14 protein-coding genes and 3 pseudogenes are annotated in these 16,239 nt (G+C 70.8%); 13 read left to right on the forward strand and 4 right to left on the reverse strand.

Translation table 11 applies throughout. The annotated features are described in order from the left end of the window. Positions 1 to 298: 298 nt before the first annotated feature. From ACIBJF_RS31470 to phaZ, 5 genes and pseudogenes are all read left to right on the forward strand, one after another. Positions 299 to 1,344 (forward strand): annotated as a pseudogene (locus tag ACIBJF_RS31470) (integrase core domain-containing protein). Positions 1,345 to 1,457: 113 nt separating this feature from the next. Continuing rightward, positions 1,458 to 1,925 (forward strand): annotated as a pseudogene (locus ACIBJF_RS31475) (inositol monophosphatase family protein). Between the two features lie 195 nt (positions 1,926 to 2,120). After that, entirely contained in the window at positions 2,121 to 2,360 is a 240-nt protein-coding gene (locus ACIBJF_RS31480) for a hypothetical protein (protein ID WP_399178781.1), read from the forward strand. Positions 2,361 to 3,297: 937 nt separating this feature from the next. Then, entirely contained in the window at positions 3,298 to 5,019 is a 1,722-nt protein-coding gene (locus ACIBJF_RS31485) for a PHA/PHB synthase family protein (protein ID WP_399178783.1), read from the forward strand. Further along, positions 5,019 to 5,882 (forward strand): poly(3-hydroxyalkanoate) depolymerase, encoded by an 864-nt coding sequence (gene phaZ, locus ACIBJF_RS31490; protein WP_399178784.1) that lies wholly within the window; start codon positions 5,019 to 5,021, stop codon positions 5,880 to 5,882. Before ACIBJF_RS31485 ends, phaZ begins: the two co-directional genes overlap by 1 nt. Here phaZ and ACIBJF_RS31495 read toward each other — a convergent pair. Beyond that, positions 5,861 to 6,853 carry an AraC family transcriptional regulator gene (locus ACIBJF_RS31495; protein WP_399178786.1) on the reverse strand — a complete coding sequence of 331 codons (993 nt, stop codon included), beginning with the start codon at positions 6,851 to 6,853 and terminating at the stop codon, positions 5,861 to 5,863. The two genes, phaZ and ACIBJF_RS31495, sit on opposite strands and share 22 nt — an antisense overlap. 192 nt (positions 6,854 to 7,045) lie before the next feature. On the opposite strand from ACIBJF_RS31495, the pseudogene ACIBJF_RS31500 reads away from it, so the two are divergent. Beyond that, positions 7,046 to 7,517, forward strand: a pseudogene (locus tag ACIBJF_RS31500) (helix-turn-helix domain-containing protein); the annotation flags it as partial. Positions 7,518 to 7,635: 118 nt separating this feature from the next. Here the strand turns inward: ACIBJF_RS31500 and ACIBJF_RS31505 are convergent. Then, entirely contained in the window at positions 7,636 to 8,049 is a 414-nt protein-coding gene (locus tag ACIBJF_RS31505) for an ATP-binding protein (protein WP_399178788.1), read from the reverse strand. 327 nt (positions 8,050 to 8,376) lie between these two features. Continuing rightward, positions 8,377 to 8,949, reverse strand: a complete 573-nt coding sequence (locus tag ACIBJF_RS31510) for a TetR/AcrR family transcriptional regulator (RefSeq protein ID WP_399178790.1) — start codon at positions 8,947 to 8,949, stop codon at positions 8,377 to 8,379. Between the two features lie 165 nt (positions 8,950 to 9,114). Here ACIBJF_RS31510 and ACIBJF_RS31515 point away from each other — a divergent pair, with 165 nt between their 5' ends. Together ACIBJF_RS31515 and ACIBJF_RS31520 are read left to right on the forward strand one after the other, a co-directional pair. After that, positions 9,115 to 9,726, forward strand: a complete 612-nt coding sequence (locus ACIBJF_RS31515) for a histidine kinase (RefSeq protein ID WP_399178792.1) — start codon at positions 9,115 to 9,117, stop codon at positions 9,724 to 9,726. Further along, a complete protein-coding gene (locus ACIBJF_RS31520; RefSeq protein WP_399178794.1) occupies positions 9,683 to 10,642 on the forward strand; it encodes a hypothetical protein in 960 nt (319 codons plus the stop codon). Before ACIBJF_RS31515 ends, ACIBJF_RS31520 begins: the two co-directional genes overlap by 44 nt. A 128-nt stretch (positions 10,643 to 10,770) precedes the next feature. Here the strand turns inward: ACIBJF_RS31520 and ACIBJF_RS31525 are convergent, their stop codons facing one another. Next, the gene (locus ACIBJF_RS31525) at positions 10,771 to 11,430 is read right to left on the reverse strand and encodes a TetR/AcrR family transcriptional regulator (RefSeq protein ID WP_399178795.1); all 660 of its coding nucleotides are present in this window, start codon (positions 11,428 to 11,430) and stop codon (positions 10,771 to 10,773) included. Between the two features lie 153 nt (positions 11,431 to 11,583). Between ACIBJF_RS31525 and ACIBJF_RS31530 the strand changes: the two genes are divergently transcribed. The 5 genes from ACIBJF_RS31530 to ACIBJF_RS31550 all read left to right on the forward strand — a co-directional run. Then, entirely contained in the window at positions 11,584 to 12,537 is a 954-nt protein-coding gene (locus ACIBJF_RS31530) for a fumarylacetoacetate hydrolase family protein (RefSeq protein ID WP_399178797.1), read from the forward strand. 93 nt (positions 12,538 to 12,630) lie between these two features. After that, a complete protein-coding gene (locus ACIBJF_RS31535; RefSeq protein ID WP_399178798.1) occupies positions 12,631 to 14,547 on the forward strand; it encodes an acyl-CoA synthetase in 1,917 nt (638 codons plus the stop codon). A gap of 72 nt (positions 14,548 to 14,619) precedes the next feature. Then, on the forward strand, positions 14,620 to 14,970 hold the full coding sequence (locus ACIBJF_RS31540; protein ID WP_399178800.1) for a DoxX family protein: 351 nt from the start codon (positions 14,620 to 14,622) through the stop codon (positions 14,968 to 14,970). A gap of 135 nt (positions 14,971 to 15,105) precedes the next feature. Then, the gene (locus ACIBJF_RS31545; RefSeq protein ID WP_399178802.1) at positions 15,106 to 15,741 is read left to right on the forward strand and encodes an amidohydrolase family protein; all 636 of its coding nucleotides are present in this window, start codon (positions 15,106 to 15,108) and stop codon (positions 15,739 to 15,741) included. Between the two features lie 49 nt (positions 15,742 to 15,790). Next, on the forward strand, positions 15,791 to 16,239 hold a 449-nt coding region (locus ACIBJF_RS31550; RefSeq protein WP_399178804.1), incomplete at its 3' end, for an FAD-dependent monooxygenase.

Below are 16,239 nucleotides of genomic sequence, written 5' to 3' on the forward strand. Positions count from 1 at the left end.
CCCGACAGTCGGAGCCGCCCGAGCACGCCCGCCGTGTCATAGGCCGTCGACAAGGCGTTCTGCACTTCGGCCTGGACCACGCCGCGCTTGCGCATCACGGCTCGACGGCCGGCCCGGCACGGCACGGCAGTCCCGACGGATCGCCCCGTACAGCTCGGCCTTGGACTTCGGCCCCTTCGACACCACCTCGCAGCGAGGGGATGCCGAGGCTATCGGCGCACAGGGGGTGGTGGGCCAGACCAAAGCGGCGCAGGATGACGTTGGGCGTTCCTGTCGGCCGCAGGCGACGCCGCGGAGCATGTTGTGGACCTGGCTCATGGAGACCGCGGCACGCACGTCGTGGCCGGTGACGCTGCGCCACCAACTAGCCGTGCTGCAGCGGCAGATCGACAAACCGCAGCTCACCTGGCCCGACCGCGCACTGCTCGCGGCGCTCCTGCAACCCCTCCCCCGGGTACACCTTCGCCGACTCCAATTGATCGTCTCTCCCGACACGCTGCTGCGCTGGCACCGCGATCTGCTCCGCCGCCGTCATGCCACGGCCTCACGCCCCAAGAGTCCCGGTCGACCGCGCACCGTACGCTCCGTCCGTGCCTTGGTGCTCCGGCTGCACGAGAGAACCCGAGCTGGGGGTACAGGCGGATCCACGCCGAGCTCGCCGCTCTCGGCATCAACGTCGCTGCCTCCACCGTGTGGAACATCCTCAAGGAACACGGCATCGCCCCCGCCCCCGAGCGGAACCACACCACCTGGCCAGCGTTCCTGCGCTCCCAAGCTCACACCATCCTCGCTGCCGACTTCTTCGAGACCAAGACGCTGACCGGGGCGACCCTGTACGTCCTCGCTGTCATCGAGCACGCCACCCGGCGCGTGCAGATCCTCGGCGCGACCGCGCACCCCACCGCGGGCTGGGTCACTCAACTGGCCCGAAACCTGGTCATGGACCTCCACGACGCCAGCGCAGAGGTGAGGTTCCTGATCCGCGACCGCGACGCGCGCTACCCGGCCGCCTTCGACGCCGTCCTGCAAGCTGAGAGTTTCGAGGTCGTCCAGACCGGCGTCCGGATGCCGCGCATGAACGCGGTCATGGAGCGATGGATCCGCTCCTGCCGAACCGAACTCCTCGACCGCACCCTTATCTGGAACCAGGCCCATCTACTCCACGCCCTGCGCGAATACGAGCAGTTCTACAACCAGCCCAGGCCCCACCGCACTCTCGCAAGCGCAGCACCGCTATGTCCCCTGCCCGAACCGATCACCGAACCCGACCGGCTCACCCACCTCGACGTCCACCGACGCGACCGCCTCGGCGGCATCCTCCACGAGTACCAACACGTGGCGTGACCAGCACGGACGTAGTTCTTGGCACCTACAAGGTCCAAACCGCCGAGCCAGACCTGTCCCGGAGTGGTGAAGTAGCTGCCGGAGTGGTCACAGCCGTAGTCCGCCAGGACGGCATGGAGACGATCGCCGGTGCCGTGTACGACGCGGCCCGGGACGAGATGTTCACAGCGGTCCGCGGCGCCGGCGCCCGGCTGAACGGCGAACCGTTGTCGGTCAGCGACCCCGTCGGTCTGCCCTCGGCGCTCGTCGCCACCGTCTTCTCCTACCGTGCCTCGGCTCGAGCCCGCCAGGCATCCGTCCTGCCCGCGCTGCTACCCGCGGTGCGCGACATCCGAAGCAGTGGAAGCGCCGCCCTTGATCTGTGCTGAGTCGCGGCCGGCCGGTGTGACGCGTATTTCGAAGACGAACTGGCGCTCTGGGACTGGGTCGCCGGCGCGCTCATCGTGTGCGAGGCCGGTGCCACCGTGTCGCGGCTCGACAGCGGCGTCATGGCCGCGGGTCCCACGCTGCATGACGTGCTCCGAGCCCTCGTCACTCCAACAGCCGAAGGCGGCGCGGCGCCTTCACCTCCGGCGCCATGAACGGTGCCGTTGGCCGAATCCAGTAACTGTTCGGCCTGCCGCCACATGTACCGGGCCTCCACCCCCTTCTACCTTCTGACCAGGCAAGGGGCATGCATGCGATGCGGGCGGGGCCGGCTGACGGTGAGTAGTGCCGGGTCCTGCCGCGTGCCCAAGCCCGTCCGGCGGTCAGCGTGGGCTCGGTGAGGTGGGTACTTGAGGATCCGTTATGTGCCGTGGCACCGGTCACCCGATGCGGGCGACCGGGCCCCCACACGCGAGGGCCAGGCCGAGTCGATGTACGCCGAGTTGGCCCACCGGATCGACGCGGTCGCTGTCAGGCTGCCCAACCAGGTGGCGCCGCCACTCGGGTTGCCGGCGACCCGGCCGCCGGATGCGGCGGCGCTCACCGGCGCCGACACACCTCGGCGCGCCGCGAGGGCGATTCGTACGTGATCAAGAGGCACGAGAGCCGGATCCGCAACGGCACCGTCGCCGGCGTCGGGGTGCTGTGGACCCGCGACGAAGCCGACCGGCAAGTCAAAGGCTTCCTGGCTGAGAAGGGCGCGCCCGGCTCTGACGCGCGGGTGATCGGGGGCAAGGGCTCGATGAGCAGCGCAGGGCAGGCCGGGGCAGTGCTCGGGCACCCGGTCGCCGGACACGCCGCCGCCCTCAGCCATGCGCGGCGCCGGGTGCAACCCGGAAGACCACGGGTCGGCTTGCAGCTCGCGCTGACCCTGGCCGGCCAGGAGGTCGGCCGGGGCCAGCGCGACGCAGTCGCACCGCCGTCGGCTCACCGGCCTCGCCACAGGCGGACGCCTGGCACCAGCGCCCGCGGCCAGGCGAAGGCACACACTGCCGCAACGGCTCGCCCCATGCCCCGCGTTGACGCACACCACCGCAAACCCGCGCTCAGGGCCAAGCGACAGCACACCACCCGCAAACCCGACGCTCGCGACCCCGCGAAAACACAGCGCCACAACCGCGCACTATGTGCTCGACGTTGTCACATACCACCGCAACCCGGCGCTCGCCGTGCGGCGAAAACACGCCACCGCAACCGCGAGGCACGTGCCCGGAAAAGGTACACACACGCCAACCTGCGCTCGCCGCCCGGCGAAAGCACACAACACCGAACCAACGCTCGCCGTCCGGCAAAGACACACCATGACAACCGCGCGCCACCTGCTCCACGAAACCCGCGAGCCGTCGGGGGCAACGGCACCCTGATCGACTTCCACGTCGCCCGGCACAACGCCGGTACCGACGCCATCCGCACCTTCGAAGCCACCGCGACCATTCAGAACCTGATCGTCGGCCAGCACCTCACCGGCGTCCCGGCGCCCGTCCGACGCTCGTCACGAAAGGCTCGACACGAAAGGGAGGCATCCCCATGAAAGCCGCTCGGACGTACCCCGATCCGCCGGCCATACCGCTCGGTGACGAGGCCGGCGAGTACGCCGGTGCACTCGATCTGATGCTCACCGACGCGGCGCTGGGCACGCACCGCCGTTTCCTGCCCGGCGCTTCCACCGCCCGGTTCGTCGGCGCACTCGCCAGACGCCCCCGGCGGGTGGCCAGCCGGGTGAACGGTCTGGCCGTCGAGTACGCCAGGATCGCCGCCGGCTCGTCAAGCATCGCTCCGTCCACCCGCGACCGCCGGTTCGCCGACCCGGCCTGGACGCAAAACCCCCTGCTGCGCAGGTCGGTCCAGGCATACCTGGCGACTACGACGCTCGTCGAGGGGCTGGTGCAGGACGTGCCACTGGAGTGGCAGGACCGCGAGCGGATCTCGTTCCTGGCCTCCAACCTTCTCCAGGCGGTGTCGCCGTCGAACAACCCGTTGATCTCCCCGGTGGCCTGGAAGGCGATGATCGACAGCGGCGGTGTCAGCGCCGTGCGCGGACTGCGCAACCTGCTCGGCGATCTGGCCAGGGCTCCCCGCGTGCCGACCATGGTGCCGCCCGACGCCTACGAGGTCGGCAGCGACCTCGCCCTGACGCACGGCTCGGTGGTGCTGCGTACACCGATGTTCGAGCTCATCCAGTACCAGCCGCAGACCGAGACGGTCTACTCGACACCGCTGGTGATCGTCCCACCCACGATCAACAAGTTCTACATCATGGACATCGCCCCGCAGCGCAGTCTGATCGAGTACTTCGTCAGCCAGGGTGTCCAGGTGTTCCTCATGTCCTGGCGCAACCCGGACGCCCGGCACAGCAAGTGGGGCCTGGACACGTACGCGCGGGCCGTGCTCAAAGCGCTCGACACCACGCGTACGATCACCGAGACCGACTCGGCACACCTGCTCGGGGCGTGCTCGGGCGGCATCCTCAGCGCCCTGGTGGCCGCCCACCTCGCCGACGGCGGCCGCCAGGACCAACTGGCCTCGCTGACTCTGATGGTGACCCTGCTCGACCAGACCAGGGCGGGCACCACAGGGGCGCTCGCCGACGACAACGCCGCCAAGGCGGCGATAGCCGCGTCCCGGGCGCGCGGCTACCTCGACGGCAAGCAACTGGCCGAGTTGTTCGCCTGGCTGCGCCCGAGCGATCTGGTCTGGAACTACTGGGTCAACAACTATCTGCAGGGGCGCACGCCTCCGGCGTTCGACATCCTCTACTGGAATGCTGACACCACCAGGATGCCCTCCAAACTGCACCGGGACTTCCTCTCACTCGCCATGGCCAACGCCCTGACCCGGCCCGGCGGCGCCACCCTGCTCGGCACCGAGATCGACCTCGGCCAGGTGCAGCTCGACTCCTACGTCGTCGCCGGCAGCGCCGACCACATCTGCCCGTGGCGCAACTGCTACGCGAGCACGCAACTGCTGGGCGGCAAGAGCCGGTTCATCCTGTCCACCAACGGGCACATCGCTTCGCTGGTCAACCCGCCGGGCAACAAGAAGTCCAGCTACCAGGTAGCCGAGGACACCCCAGCCAGTGCCGACGACTGGGCCGCCGCCGCGTCCACCACGGCCGGCTCGTGGTGGCCGGACTACATCCGCTGGCTCGGTGAGCGCTCCGGCGAGATGGTGCCGGCGCCCGAGTCGCCCGGTGGTCGGCAGTTCCAGGTGCTGGGCGACGCCCCCGGCAGCTACGTACTGGATCACTGATGGCCGGTTCCGTGCATTTCGTCACGGTCGGACGGCGGCGGCTGCGCGTCGCCGTCCGGCCCGGCACCGACCCCGATCGGCCGCCCCTGCTGCTGTGCAACGGGATCGGCGCCAGCCTGGACCTGCTCGACCCGTTCGTGGAGGCGCTCGACCCGGCGATCGAGGTGGTCCGGTTCGACCCCCCCGGGGTCGGCGGCTCGCCCGTACCACACCTGCCCTACCCGTATCCGGCGCTGGCCAGACTGGTCGGCCGCATGCTCGACACACTCGGCTACGATCGGTTCGACGTGCTCGGCATCTCCTGGGGCGGCGGCCTGGCCCAGCAGCTCGCCCTGCAGAATCCGCGCCGCTGCCGGCAGGTGGTGCTGGTGGCCACCGCCACCGGCTGGATGATGGTGCCGGCCCACCCCAGGGTGCTCGCGCACATGGCCACCCCGAAGCGGTACTGGGACTCCGGCTACGTGCGGTCCATCGCCGGGCGGATCTACGGCGGCAGCCTGCGCGAGCAACCGAACCTGGTGCAGAATCTGTTGCTGGACTTCGAACGCAAGCTCTCCGCCCGCGGCTACGTCTACCAGCTCGCCACCGGCGCCGGCTGGACCAGCACCCCGTTCTTGCCGCTGATCCGTCAGCCCACCCTCATCCTCGCGGGCGACGACGACCCGATCATCCCGCTGGTCAACGCCCGGATGATGGCCCGTCTGATCCCGCACGCCCGGCTGCATGTCTACGCCGACGGCCATCTCGGGCTGCTCACCATGAAAGACGAACTCGCCACCTTGGTGGCCGAGTTCCTCGGTGTCAAACCCGGGAGAGTCCCCGGCCGGCGGTGGCGCGGGACTCAGCGCCGGGGCACCGGCTGACGCGACCGGAACTCGCGCGGACCCACCCCCTTCCACCGCCGGAACGCCTGCGAGAAGCTCGACACCTCCACGTACCCCAACCGATGCGCCACCTCCGCGACTGGCAGCCGGCCGGTGACCAGCAACTCCTCGGCCAGCTGCTCGCGGATCTCGTCCAGCAGCCTGCGGAAGGAAACCCCTTCCTGGGCCAGTCGCCGGCGCAGTGTGCGCTCGCTCATGTGCAGTGCGGCCGCCACCTGTTCGACATCCGGCGGGGTCGCCGCTCGGGTCAGCAGGTAGTCACGTACGCGTCCGGCCAGCCCGGGGCGCGCATGCCGGCTGGCCAGCAGACGGCGGCACTGCTCCCGGGCGAGCGCGCTGGTGAGTTCGTCGGACTGCGGCAGCGGCAGATCCAGGATCTCCGAGGGAATGCCCACGGCGCTCTCGGCCGCGCCGAACGCCGGCTCCACACCGAAGATCTCGGCGTACCGCTGCGCCCCCGACGCCGGCGGCGGAAACACGTAGCTGACGTCCCGGATATGGATCGGTGAGGCGAAAAGCTCACGCTGGATGGTCTGGATCGCCGCGCTGTCACGCTCCACCACGAACCGCTGCACGTCCGGTGGGATGTCCGGTGTGTCGAGCACCAGTTGGAACTCGTCGCCGCGCGCCCGTGCCCGGATGCTGGCGAACGCGAACGTCAGGTCCAGATAGCGCAGGCCCACCTCGATCGCGCTGCGCCAACTGGGGCTGCTGATCATCGCGAAACCCCAGATGCCGTACGTGGTCAGGTGATATCTGACGCCTGCTTCCAGGCCGAGACCCGGCGGATTCCCCAGCACGCGCAGCAAGTTGGCGATCACGGTCAGCTCCTGACGAGCGCTGACGGTCGCGGAAGGATCACGCAGGACCGACTCCTGTATTCCGGTGTTCTCCAGACATACCTGCAGCGGTAGACCGTGCTCGGCGCCAAGCCGGGTGAGCAGCCGCACGCTCGCGGGGGATCGTGCGACATCCCATTGCGCCATGACTACCCTCCGCAGCCGAACGAACACGACGACCCGCCATGGCCGAATGTAGTAACTGTCGAGTCGGCTGTCACCCTGTGCCGCTCGAAAAGTCATCGCCGCAGGTCGACTTCGGGACGGTCCGTCAACTGGAAGCACGGCCGAGTGATCGCGTCCATGCTGTACAAGGTGACCCGGAAGCTACTCTCCCTACCATCGGCGCTGCTGCGCAGCGACGCGGCGAAAGACGCGGAGCCTCTTGGGTTGGGGCACGAGAACGCGGTGCTGCGCCGGCAGCTGGCCGTCCCGGTCCGCTCCGAGGCAGACGGTCGGTTCTGGTTCGCTTCTCTCTCGGGGCTCATACCCCGGCGTCGCTGGCACGAGGTCTTCCCGGTCACTCCCGGGACCTGCTCGGCTGGCACCGCCGATTCATCGCCGCGAAGTGGGACTACAGCGCACGCAGGCGCACCGGTCGGCCACCGACCGACGCAGCACTGAAGAAGCTCGTCCTACACTCGCCAGCGAGAACCCGCGGTGGGGGCACAGGAGGATCCAAGGCGAGTTGGCTCGACTGGGCCACCCGATCGCCGCCTCGACAGTGTGGGAGATTCTCCACGCAGCAGCTCGGCCGCGGCGAGCGACGACGACGCCACCGGGCGAGAGCCATCGGGCCCGCGACGGTGCCCCGCCCATCCGCGCGGCCTCTGAGGCTGTTCTGCGGGGTCCTGGGAGTCCGGTCATCCTGCGCTGCGAGGTGCCGCGGCGGGTCAGGCCGCTGTGGAGATGTCGGCCCAGTGGACGGCGTGGCCCGGTTCCTGGCGCTTGCCGTGTCCGGCGGTGAGGCATTCGACGATCATCAGACCGCGGCCGTGCTCGTCGTCGGGGAGGCTCGACTGCAGGTCGTCGCCAGGGGCCGCGGGACCTCCGTCAGACACCTCGATGTGCACATACCCGACGGTGGGGTCGCAGTCCAGTCCGACGGTCAGTGGCGGCTGGGCATGCTGTACCGCGTTGGTGACGAGTTCGGAGACGGTCAACAGCACCGAGTCTGTCACCTCATCGGTGACCCGCCACCGCGTCAGGCATTCTTTGGCGATCTGCCGGGCCTGGTCGGCGGCTTCGGGACGGTGCGCAAGGGTCCAAGGGCGGGCGGCGGCCGGCGCGCTGTACGCGTACGTCACGGCCATCATCTCCTCCTGCTCCAGACGGCACCCTGGGTGCGAGCACCGTTCCTGCTGTTGTCACCACATTCGCCTCTGAGGGGGCGCGCGGTCTTCGCGGCCAACACCCAACCTCCGTATCAGCCAGCCGGAATCGGCAGCCCCCAGTTGGCCGCACACGGCACGGGTCCGCGCGCATCCCGCAGCGGCCGCCGCCCACGCCCACCTGCCCGTTGGCAATCAGTGCACAGCCCTCCGGGTCATCGACGCCGCCTCGGACGCTCGGTCCGAGGAGGTCCGCGGGCTGCTGCCCACGGGATTCGACGTCCTTCACAGCGGCGGAGGGTGTCAGGTGTGCGGCAGCCGGGCGGCGAGCGCGTTGTCCACGCTCCGCACCACGGACTCCTCGTCCAGCGCCTGGCCGAGCAGATAGCGTTGGAAGAAGAGCGGCCCCATGATCCGGCCGAGGAGGAGCGATGCCTGTTCGTCAGCGCCGGGGCGCAGTTCGCCACGCTCCACGGCGGTCCGCAAGGCCGTGCGGAGGTCTTCGACGGCAGCTCCGGACAGGCGCTGCCTCATGTCCCGTGTGCGCGGATCTCGCTCGGCGTGGTCGATCAGGGCGGCGGTGGCCGAGGCCGAGATGGACTGGTTGAACCACTCCAGGCGGTCTGCCAGGTGGTGCACCAACTGGTCGCGCACGGTGCCTTCGCCCACGCTGATCAGCGGCTGGGCGGAGCTGGCCAGGGTGTCCAGCAGGAGGTGCTGCTGGCGCGGCCAGTGGCGGTAGACCGTGGCCCGGCCGATGCCGGAGCGTTCGGCGACCGCGGCGTGGGTGACTGCCCCGGGCCCGCCCTCCCCCAGGATCTCGGCCGCGGCCGCCAGGGTCCGCTTGGCACGGGGATCCGTTCTTGAGGGTTTCATCCCACACCTGCTTCCTTACCTTCTCCGGTTTTGTACGAGGCTGCCGCCGGTATCCCCTACCCCTATGAGACAACTTGACTCACATCAAGGTTATGATACATGCTGTCTCACAGGCGGGGGAGCTTCCGCCGAATGCAGAGCAGCATGGCGAGTTGAGGAGTGGTCATGGACAGGACCGAGAGCATCGTCGTCTTCCGTTTCACCGAGCAGGCCGCCGCCTACCAGGCGCTCAGCGAGCTGAAGCAACTGGGAGGCCTGACCGTGGAGGTCACCGGCGCGGTGCTCGTCGAGCGGGAGCTTGACGGGACAGTGCGGGTTCCCGAAGGCGTGGACGCCAAGGCGGGAGAAGGCACGCTGGCCGGCGCCCTGGTCGGTTCGGTGGTGGGCCTGCTGGGCGGACCGCTCGGCGTGATGCTGGGCTGGGGCACCGGAGCCCTCGTGGGCGGCGGCGCCGACTGGCGGCGCGCGACGGACAGCTCCGGGCTGGTGGCCCTGGTGGCCGACGAGGTCAGCGCGGGCAGCACGGTGCTGGTCGCCGAGGTCACCGAGCGGGACACGGCCGCGATCGACCGGCTCGCCACGCGGTTCGGCGCGGTGCTGGAGCGCAGGCCGGCGGAGCAGGTGCGCACCGAGGTCAAGGCCATCCGCGAGGCACAGGAGGCGGCAGAACGCGAAGCCGCCAAGGCGCGCCGGGAGCAGAAGAAGGCAGATCTGGAAGCCAGGGTGCAGGCGCGTGGGAAGGAGCTCAAGCAGCGGCTCCACCACTCCGCCGCATGACTCGGTCAGCCGCCGGGCCCGGGCGCGCGTCGCGGACCCGGGCCCGGCGGCTGTGCGGCCCGCCGTCGGCCGGGTGGGCCGGGTCGTGGCGGGCGCGGCCCGCGAAGTGCATGCAGGTGTGGCGGGGCAGGGCTTCGGGGCGCGGCCGGTCAGTCGGGCGTGGTCCTCGGTGCTGGGGCTGCTGGAGCGCTTCGAGGCGGTCGAGCTGCCACTGGCGGTCTTCCTGGAGATGATGGGCCCCATCCGTCCCCGCTTCTACTCCATCTCCTCCGCCCCGTCCGCCAACCCGCGCCATGTGCGCCTGACCGTCGGCCTGCTGGAAGGCCCGGCCCTGTCCGGCGACGGCCAGTACCGCGGCACCTGCTCCGCCTGCATCGCGGCCCTCGAGCCCGGGGATGTCGTCTACGGCTACGTCCGCGTCCCCTCCCCGACGTTCGCCCCGCCCGCCGACCCCGCCACGCCGCTGATCCTCATCGGCCCCGGCACCGGCATCGCGCCGCTGCGCGGCTTCCTGGAGGAGCGGGCGACACAGCACGCGAACGGCACCCAGGTCGGCCTGTCGCAGGTCTTCGTCGGCTGCCGCCACCCGGAGCACGACTACTTCTACCGCCAGGAGATGCAGGACTGGGAGCAGGCCGGCATCGCCCAGGTACACACCGCCTTCTCCGCGGTGACCGGCCACCCGGCCCGGTTCGTGCAGAACGCCATCGCGGGCGCCGCCGACACGGTGTGGCAGGCCATCCAGGACGGCGCGTACATCTACGTCTGCGGTGACGGCCGCCGCATGGCCCCCGCCGTCCGCGAGGCCCTCGCCGCCATCTACCGCCAGAAGACCGGCAGCGACGACGAGACCGCCCAGCAGTGGCCCGCCCAGCTCGAGACCGACGAGCGCTACCAGCAGGACGTCTTCGCCTGACCGTCGCACGCCTCACGGCGTGCGGCATCCCCCGCTGCCGGCCGAAGGACCTGGTCGTCGCCGGCCAGAGCCGCGGCACCCGGCGGGTGAAGTCCGCGACGCGCTGCGTACGCCGGAAATCGCCTAGGTCAGGTCGCAGGCAAGGCCGGCAGCGGCCGGGTGGCGATCTCCCGTGCTTCGGTGCGTGTCAGGCCGAACATGCGCAGTAGGCGGGCGGCCAGTTGATCGGTGACACGCTCGGCATCGAGGTCGGGTCGGGTCTCCAGGAGGTGCAGCACTCCGAGCAGGGCACCGCCGGCCATGGCGACGGCCGTACGGGCATCGTCGATGTCCAGCCGTCCGCTGTCGGCAGCGGCCTGTAGGTCCCGCATCGCCTGGGGGGCCAGGCCAGTCTCGGAGGTCAGGTAGGGCATGCCGGTACGCACGAGGATCCTGGCGATCTGCGGGTGGGTGCGCTGAAGGCGGCCGGTCAGGCGGACGCTGGCGGAGAAGACCTCTGCCGGGTCCTTCAGGTCTCCTACGACGGAGTCGAGGAGGGCGCCGTGTTCCTCCAGGGTGAGGGCGACGGCGGCGTCGAACAGCTCATCCTTGCTGGTGAAGTGGTTGTAGAAGGAGCCGAAGCCGACGTCCGCGGCCTCGGTGATCTCCTGGATGCTCACCTCGGCCCGCCCCTGCTCGGCGAGAACTCTCTGCGCGGCGGCAACCAGCGCGGCGCGGGTACGCGCCTTGCGCCGATCCAGGCGGTTGGGCATCTGGCGGTTGGCCCCGCGCTCTCCTTCAGTAGTCACCCGCGGATTCTAACCATAGATCAGTAATGATTTATATATCAGCACTGACCTCTCTTGACGATTGATTCATCTCAACTGATCCTCTCATCACTCCGACCGGAGATTGCTCGAGGGAGTGGCCCGGTCGACGCTGCCCAGTACTCAGGAGAGCCGATGAGTATCCAAGTCGTCCGCACCACAGACGGCTGGTGGGTGGAGAGCGGCACAGGACGGCTGCACCGCGTCGACACCGATGCGGACACCACCGGCGCCCTGCTCGCCCACCGGTCCGCCGTGCAGGAGGCGGCCGCCCGCGCCGCGGCCGACCCCGACGCCGGGCGGTCCGCGGCAGAAGCAGAGCTGCTCTCGCCCATCACCACCCCCTGTCGGGTAGTGGCACAGATGGTCAACTACCGTTCGCACGCGGTGGACTCCGGATTCGACCCGGACACCGTTCCACCCGCGTTCTTCCGTAAGGCCTCCGGGTCCGTCAGCGGCCCGTACCAGGACATCGTGCGTCCGTCGCACGTGCATTTCCTGGACTACGAGGTCGAGCTCGGGCTGGTGATGGGCGCGAACGTGCCGGTCGGCACCGAGGTCACCGACTCCACCCTGTCGGAGTACGTCGCCGCGCTGGTCGTCGCCAACGACGTCAGCGCCCGCGACCTGCAGCTGCCCAAGACGCAGTTCTACGAGTCCAAGTCGTACCCGACCTTCACCCCGCTCGGCCCGCGGCTGCTCCTGGTCGACGCCGACGACCTGGCCCGCTTCCCGGACCTGCGGCTCACGCTGAAGGTGAACGGGACCACCCGGCAGGACCACACCGCCACGGACATGATCGTCCGGCCCGCGCGGGCGCTCACCCTGCTGGCCCGTTTCCAGACCCTGGACCCCGGTGACGTCCTGCTCACCGGAACGCCCGGCGGCACCGCGCTGAAGTCACCGGGGAAGCTCCTGGCCACGCTTGCCGCCCTGATGCCCCCGCACAAGCGTTGGCAGAAGTTCTTCGCCCGGCAGCAGGCGAACCCTCACTACCTCAAGGACGGCGACGCCATCACGGCCCGCATCGCGACCGACGACGGTGAACTCGACCTCGGCGAGCAGCGCACGGTGGTGCGCGCCCGCTGACGACTCCCGGGACCCCCGCCCGGGACCGGCCGACCCGGCTCCCCGTACCGGGCCGGCCACTCACCCCATCCCTCACCCTGCAAAGGCGCACCGGTGACACGTACACCCCCCGACCTGCTGTGGCCCGCCCACGACAATCCCGCGGACCTGGCCGCCATCGAGGCCGTCCCGCTCCCTGAGCGCGGTCTGCCCGCGACCACTTACGACGCCCTGCTCCGCGCTGCCCGCCTGTGGCCCGACCGCCCGGCCCTGACCGTGCTGCCCGATGCCGCGCGCTTCCTGCGCCCCGCCACCGCGACCTTCGCTCAGCTACGCGACCAGGTGCATCGCACGGCGAACCTGCTGCGCTCCCTCGGCGTCACCCGCCGGGACGCCGTGGGCCTGCTCACACCGAACACCGCCGAGCTGCCCGCCGCCCTGCTGGCCGCACAGGCCGCGGGCATCGCCGCCCCGGTGAACCCGGGCCTGGCGCCCGAGCACGTCGAGCAACTGCTGCGGCGCGGCGGCGCGAGGGTGCTCATCGCCGCCGGTCCGCAGCTGGATGCGCAGGTGTGGGCCACGGCCCGGCAAGTCGCCGCGGCCTTGCGGCTGGACGCGCTGCTGGCCCTGGCCCCCACCGCGGCCGACGGCCCCGCCCCCGCTCTGCAACCGGTCGAGGGCGTACGCGTCGGCTACCTCACGGAACTGGCCGCGTCCCATCCCGCCGACCGGCTGGTGGACATCGAGCCTGCGGCCGCCGGGGACCTGGCCGCCTACTTCCACACCGGCGGCACCACCGGCACGCCCAAACTCGCCGCGCACACGCACGCCAACGAGGTCGTCGATGCCTGGATGGTGGCCGCGAGCATCCCCCTGGACAAGGACTCGGTGATGTTCGCCGGGCTGCCGTTGTTCCACGTCAACGCCCTGATCGTCACCCTTCTCGGCCCGCTGCTGCGCGGCCAGCGGGTGGTGTGGGCCGGGCCTCTGGGCTACCGCGATCCCGAGCTGTTCGGAGTGTTCTGGAAGCTGGTGGAGCACTACCACATCGCCGCGATGTCGGCGGTGCCCACCGTGTACTCCGTCCTCGCCCGCGTCCCCGTCGACGCGGACATCTCGAGCATGCGGTTCGCCGCCGTCGGCGCCTCCCCGCTGCCGCCCGCCGTACGGGAGTCGTTCGAGGAGCACACCGGCATCCCGCTGTACGAGGGCTACGGGCTGACCGAGGCGACCTGCGCCTCCGCCCTCGGCGTGCCCGGCCAGACCCGGCCCGGCAGCGTCGGCCGACGCCTGCCCTACCAGCAGGTCAAGACGGTGCGGATCGACCCGGACACCGGCGAGTGGCAGGACCTGCCGCCGGGCGCCACCGGGGTGCTCGCCGTCAGCGGGCCCACAGTCTTCGCGGGCTACGTCGCCGAGCACACCGGCCGCGGACCACTCCTGGAGACGGCCGGGAAGATCCGCGAGGGCTGGCTGGACACGGGCGACCTGGCCCGTATCGACGCCGACGGCTTCGTCTCCCTCGCCGGCCGCGCCAAGGACCTGATCATTCGCGGCGGTCACAATATCGACCCCGCCGGGATCGAGGACGCCCTCCTTGCCCACCCGGAGGTCACCGCCGCCGCGGCGGTGGGCCGCCCCGACCCGCACGCCGGCGAGGTGCCCGTCGCCTACGTCACCCTCGCCCCCGGCGCCCGCGTGGATCCCGCCGAGTTGCTCACCTGGGCCGCCGAACGGGCCCCGGAGCGCGCCGCCGCGCCGCGGGAGGTGGTCGTGATCGACGCCATCCCGCTCACCGCCGTCGGCAAGCCCTACAAGCTCGGCCTGCGACTGGATGCCACCCGCCGTGCGGTCCTGGCCGAACTGGCCGCCCAGGGCGCGCAGTGCGACCCGGAACGGATCGTGTGCCGGCCGCACGACGGAGGGGTTCGCGTCCTGGTGCCCGCCCCTGCCGACGAGGCGGTGCGGCACAGGGTCACCGCAGCCCTCGACCAGTACGTCCTCGACTGGCAGTACGCCCCCGGCACCTGACCTGACCCCGAGCCGCAGCGATCCGCTTCCGGATGGCAGCAGACCATCCCTTCCGCACAGGGAGAAATCTCCATGAGCACCACTACCACCGTCCTGGCCGTCGTCCTCGCCGCGCTGTTCCTCCTGCTGGGGTCGGCCAAGCTCGCGGCAGTGCCCGCGATGCGGCAGGCCGCGGCCCACGTCGCCATGACCACCACCCACTACCGCCTGCTGGGCGCTTTGGAGGTGGCGGCGGCGGCCGGGCTGCTGGCCGGTCTGCGGATCGCCGCGCTCGGTGCCGCGGCATCGGTCGGCCTGATCCTGCTCATGGCCGGGGCCGTGGTCGTACACCTGCGCAGCGGCGATCCGGCCGCGCGCTGCCTGCCGGCCGCCGTCGTGGGCGCCCTGGTCGCAGTCCATCTCGTCCTTCTGGCCGGCGGCTAGCAGGCCCACGTCCCGTGGCCGGCGCCGTCCATCGCGCAGCCGTGAGCGCCCAGCTGCCAGTTGGGCGCCGGGAGGAGCACCCCCCATGAGCCGCATCGACGTCCACCAGCATCTGCCGCCCCCGGCGTGCACCCGGTGGCTGAAAGCGAAGGGCATCCACGCTCCCGGCGGCCGCGAAATGCCGTTGCGGAGCCCCCAGCACGCCATCGCCCTGATGGACACCTACGGCATCTACGGGACACACCCCGGCCACGACCCGCTCCTGGCCGAACTGGACCGGCGCTGCGCCGTCGTCTTCGTCCATCCCTCGGAACTGCCCGCCCCACCCGCCCCGGACTGCCGCCGTTCGCCGCGGACTTCCTTCTCGACACCACCCGCGCCGCGGCCCATCTGGTCCTGCACGGCGTCCCACGCCCCTACCCCAACCTGAAGATCGTACTGCCCCACGCGGGCGGTTTCCTCCCCTACGCCGCCCACCGGATCACCGCCGCCCTGGTCGCCGAGACCGGCCGTGGCTTCGAGAAGATCCTCGAGGACCTGCGCAGCTTCTGGTTCGACACCGCCCTGTCCGGCAGCCCCTCGGCATTGCCCAGCCTGCTGGCCTTCGCCCGCCCCGACCGGGTGCTCTTCGGCACCGACCGGCCCTTCGCACCCGAAGTCGCCGTCGCGCACTTCACCGGCGAGTACGACCGCTACCCCGGCCTCGACCCCGCCGGCCACCACGCCATCGACCGGGACAACGCCCGCGCGCTGTTTGCCCGCCTGGCCTGAACCGTCCCCTGCCCCCTGGCCCCGAGCCGCGACATCCCACGGAGTACCCATGTACGACATCGACATCCCTGTCCTCATCGTCGGCGGAGGCGGTGCGGGACTGACTGCCTCGATGCTGCTCAGCCGCATCGGCGTCGAGTCCCTGCTGGTCACCGCCTGGCCGCAGACCTCGATCCTCCCCAAGGCCCATGTCCTGAACCAGCGCGCGATGGAGGTCATGCGCGACGCCGGCGTGGCCGACACCATCTACGCCGCCTCCACCCCTGCCGAGCAGATGTCCCACAGCGCCTGGTACGTCGGCCTGGCCGGCGACCATGAGGAGTACGGCCGCCGCGTCGCCAAGATGGAGGCCTGGGGAGCCGGCGGCCGCTCACCCGAGTGGCTCGCGGCCAGCCCCGAGCGACAGGCCAACCTGCCCCAGATCCGCCTGGAGCCGGTCCTGCGCGCCGGCGCCGAGGAACTCGCGCCCGGCCGGGTCCGCTTCCACCACGAACTGAC

Source organism: Streptomyces sp. NPDC050743, from assembly GCF_044456925.1.
In the GTDB taxonomy this organism is placed as follows: Bacteria; Actinomycetota; Actinomycetes; order Streptomycetales; family Streptomycetaceae; genus Streptomyces.

Excerpts from the sequence above, each read along its gene's own strand:
- phaZ (WP_399178784.1), top strand. The coding sequence starts at position 5,019 with ATGGCCGGTTCCGTGCATTTCGTCACGGTCGGACGGCGGCGGCTGCGC.
- ACIBJF_RS31485 (WP_399178783.1), top strand. The coding sequence starts at position 3,298 with ATGAAAGCCGCTCGGACGTACCCCGATCCGCCGGCCATACCGCTCGGT.
- ACIBJF_RS31510 (WP_399178790.1), bottom strand. The coding sequence starts at position 8,949 with ATGAAACCCTCAAGAACGGATCCCCGTGCCAAGCGGACCCTGGCGGCC.
- ACIBJF_RS31530 (WP_399178797.1), top strand. The coding sequence starts at position 11,584 with ATGAGTATCCAAGTCGTCCGCACCACAGACGGCTGGTGGGTGGAGAGC.
- ACIBJF_RS31540 (WP_399178800.1), top strand. The coding sequence starts at position 14,620 with ATGAGCACCACTACCACCGTCCTGGCCGTCGTCCTCGCCGCGCTGTTC.
- ACIBJF_RS31515 (WP_399178792.1), top strand. The coding sequence starts at position 9,115 with ATGGACAGGACCGAGAGCATCGTCGTCTTCCGTTTCACCGAGCAGGCC.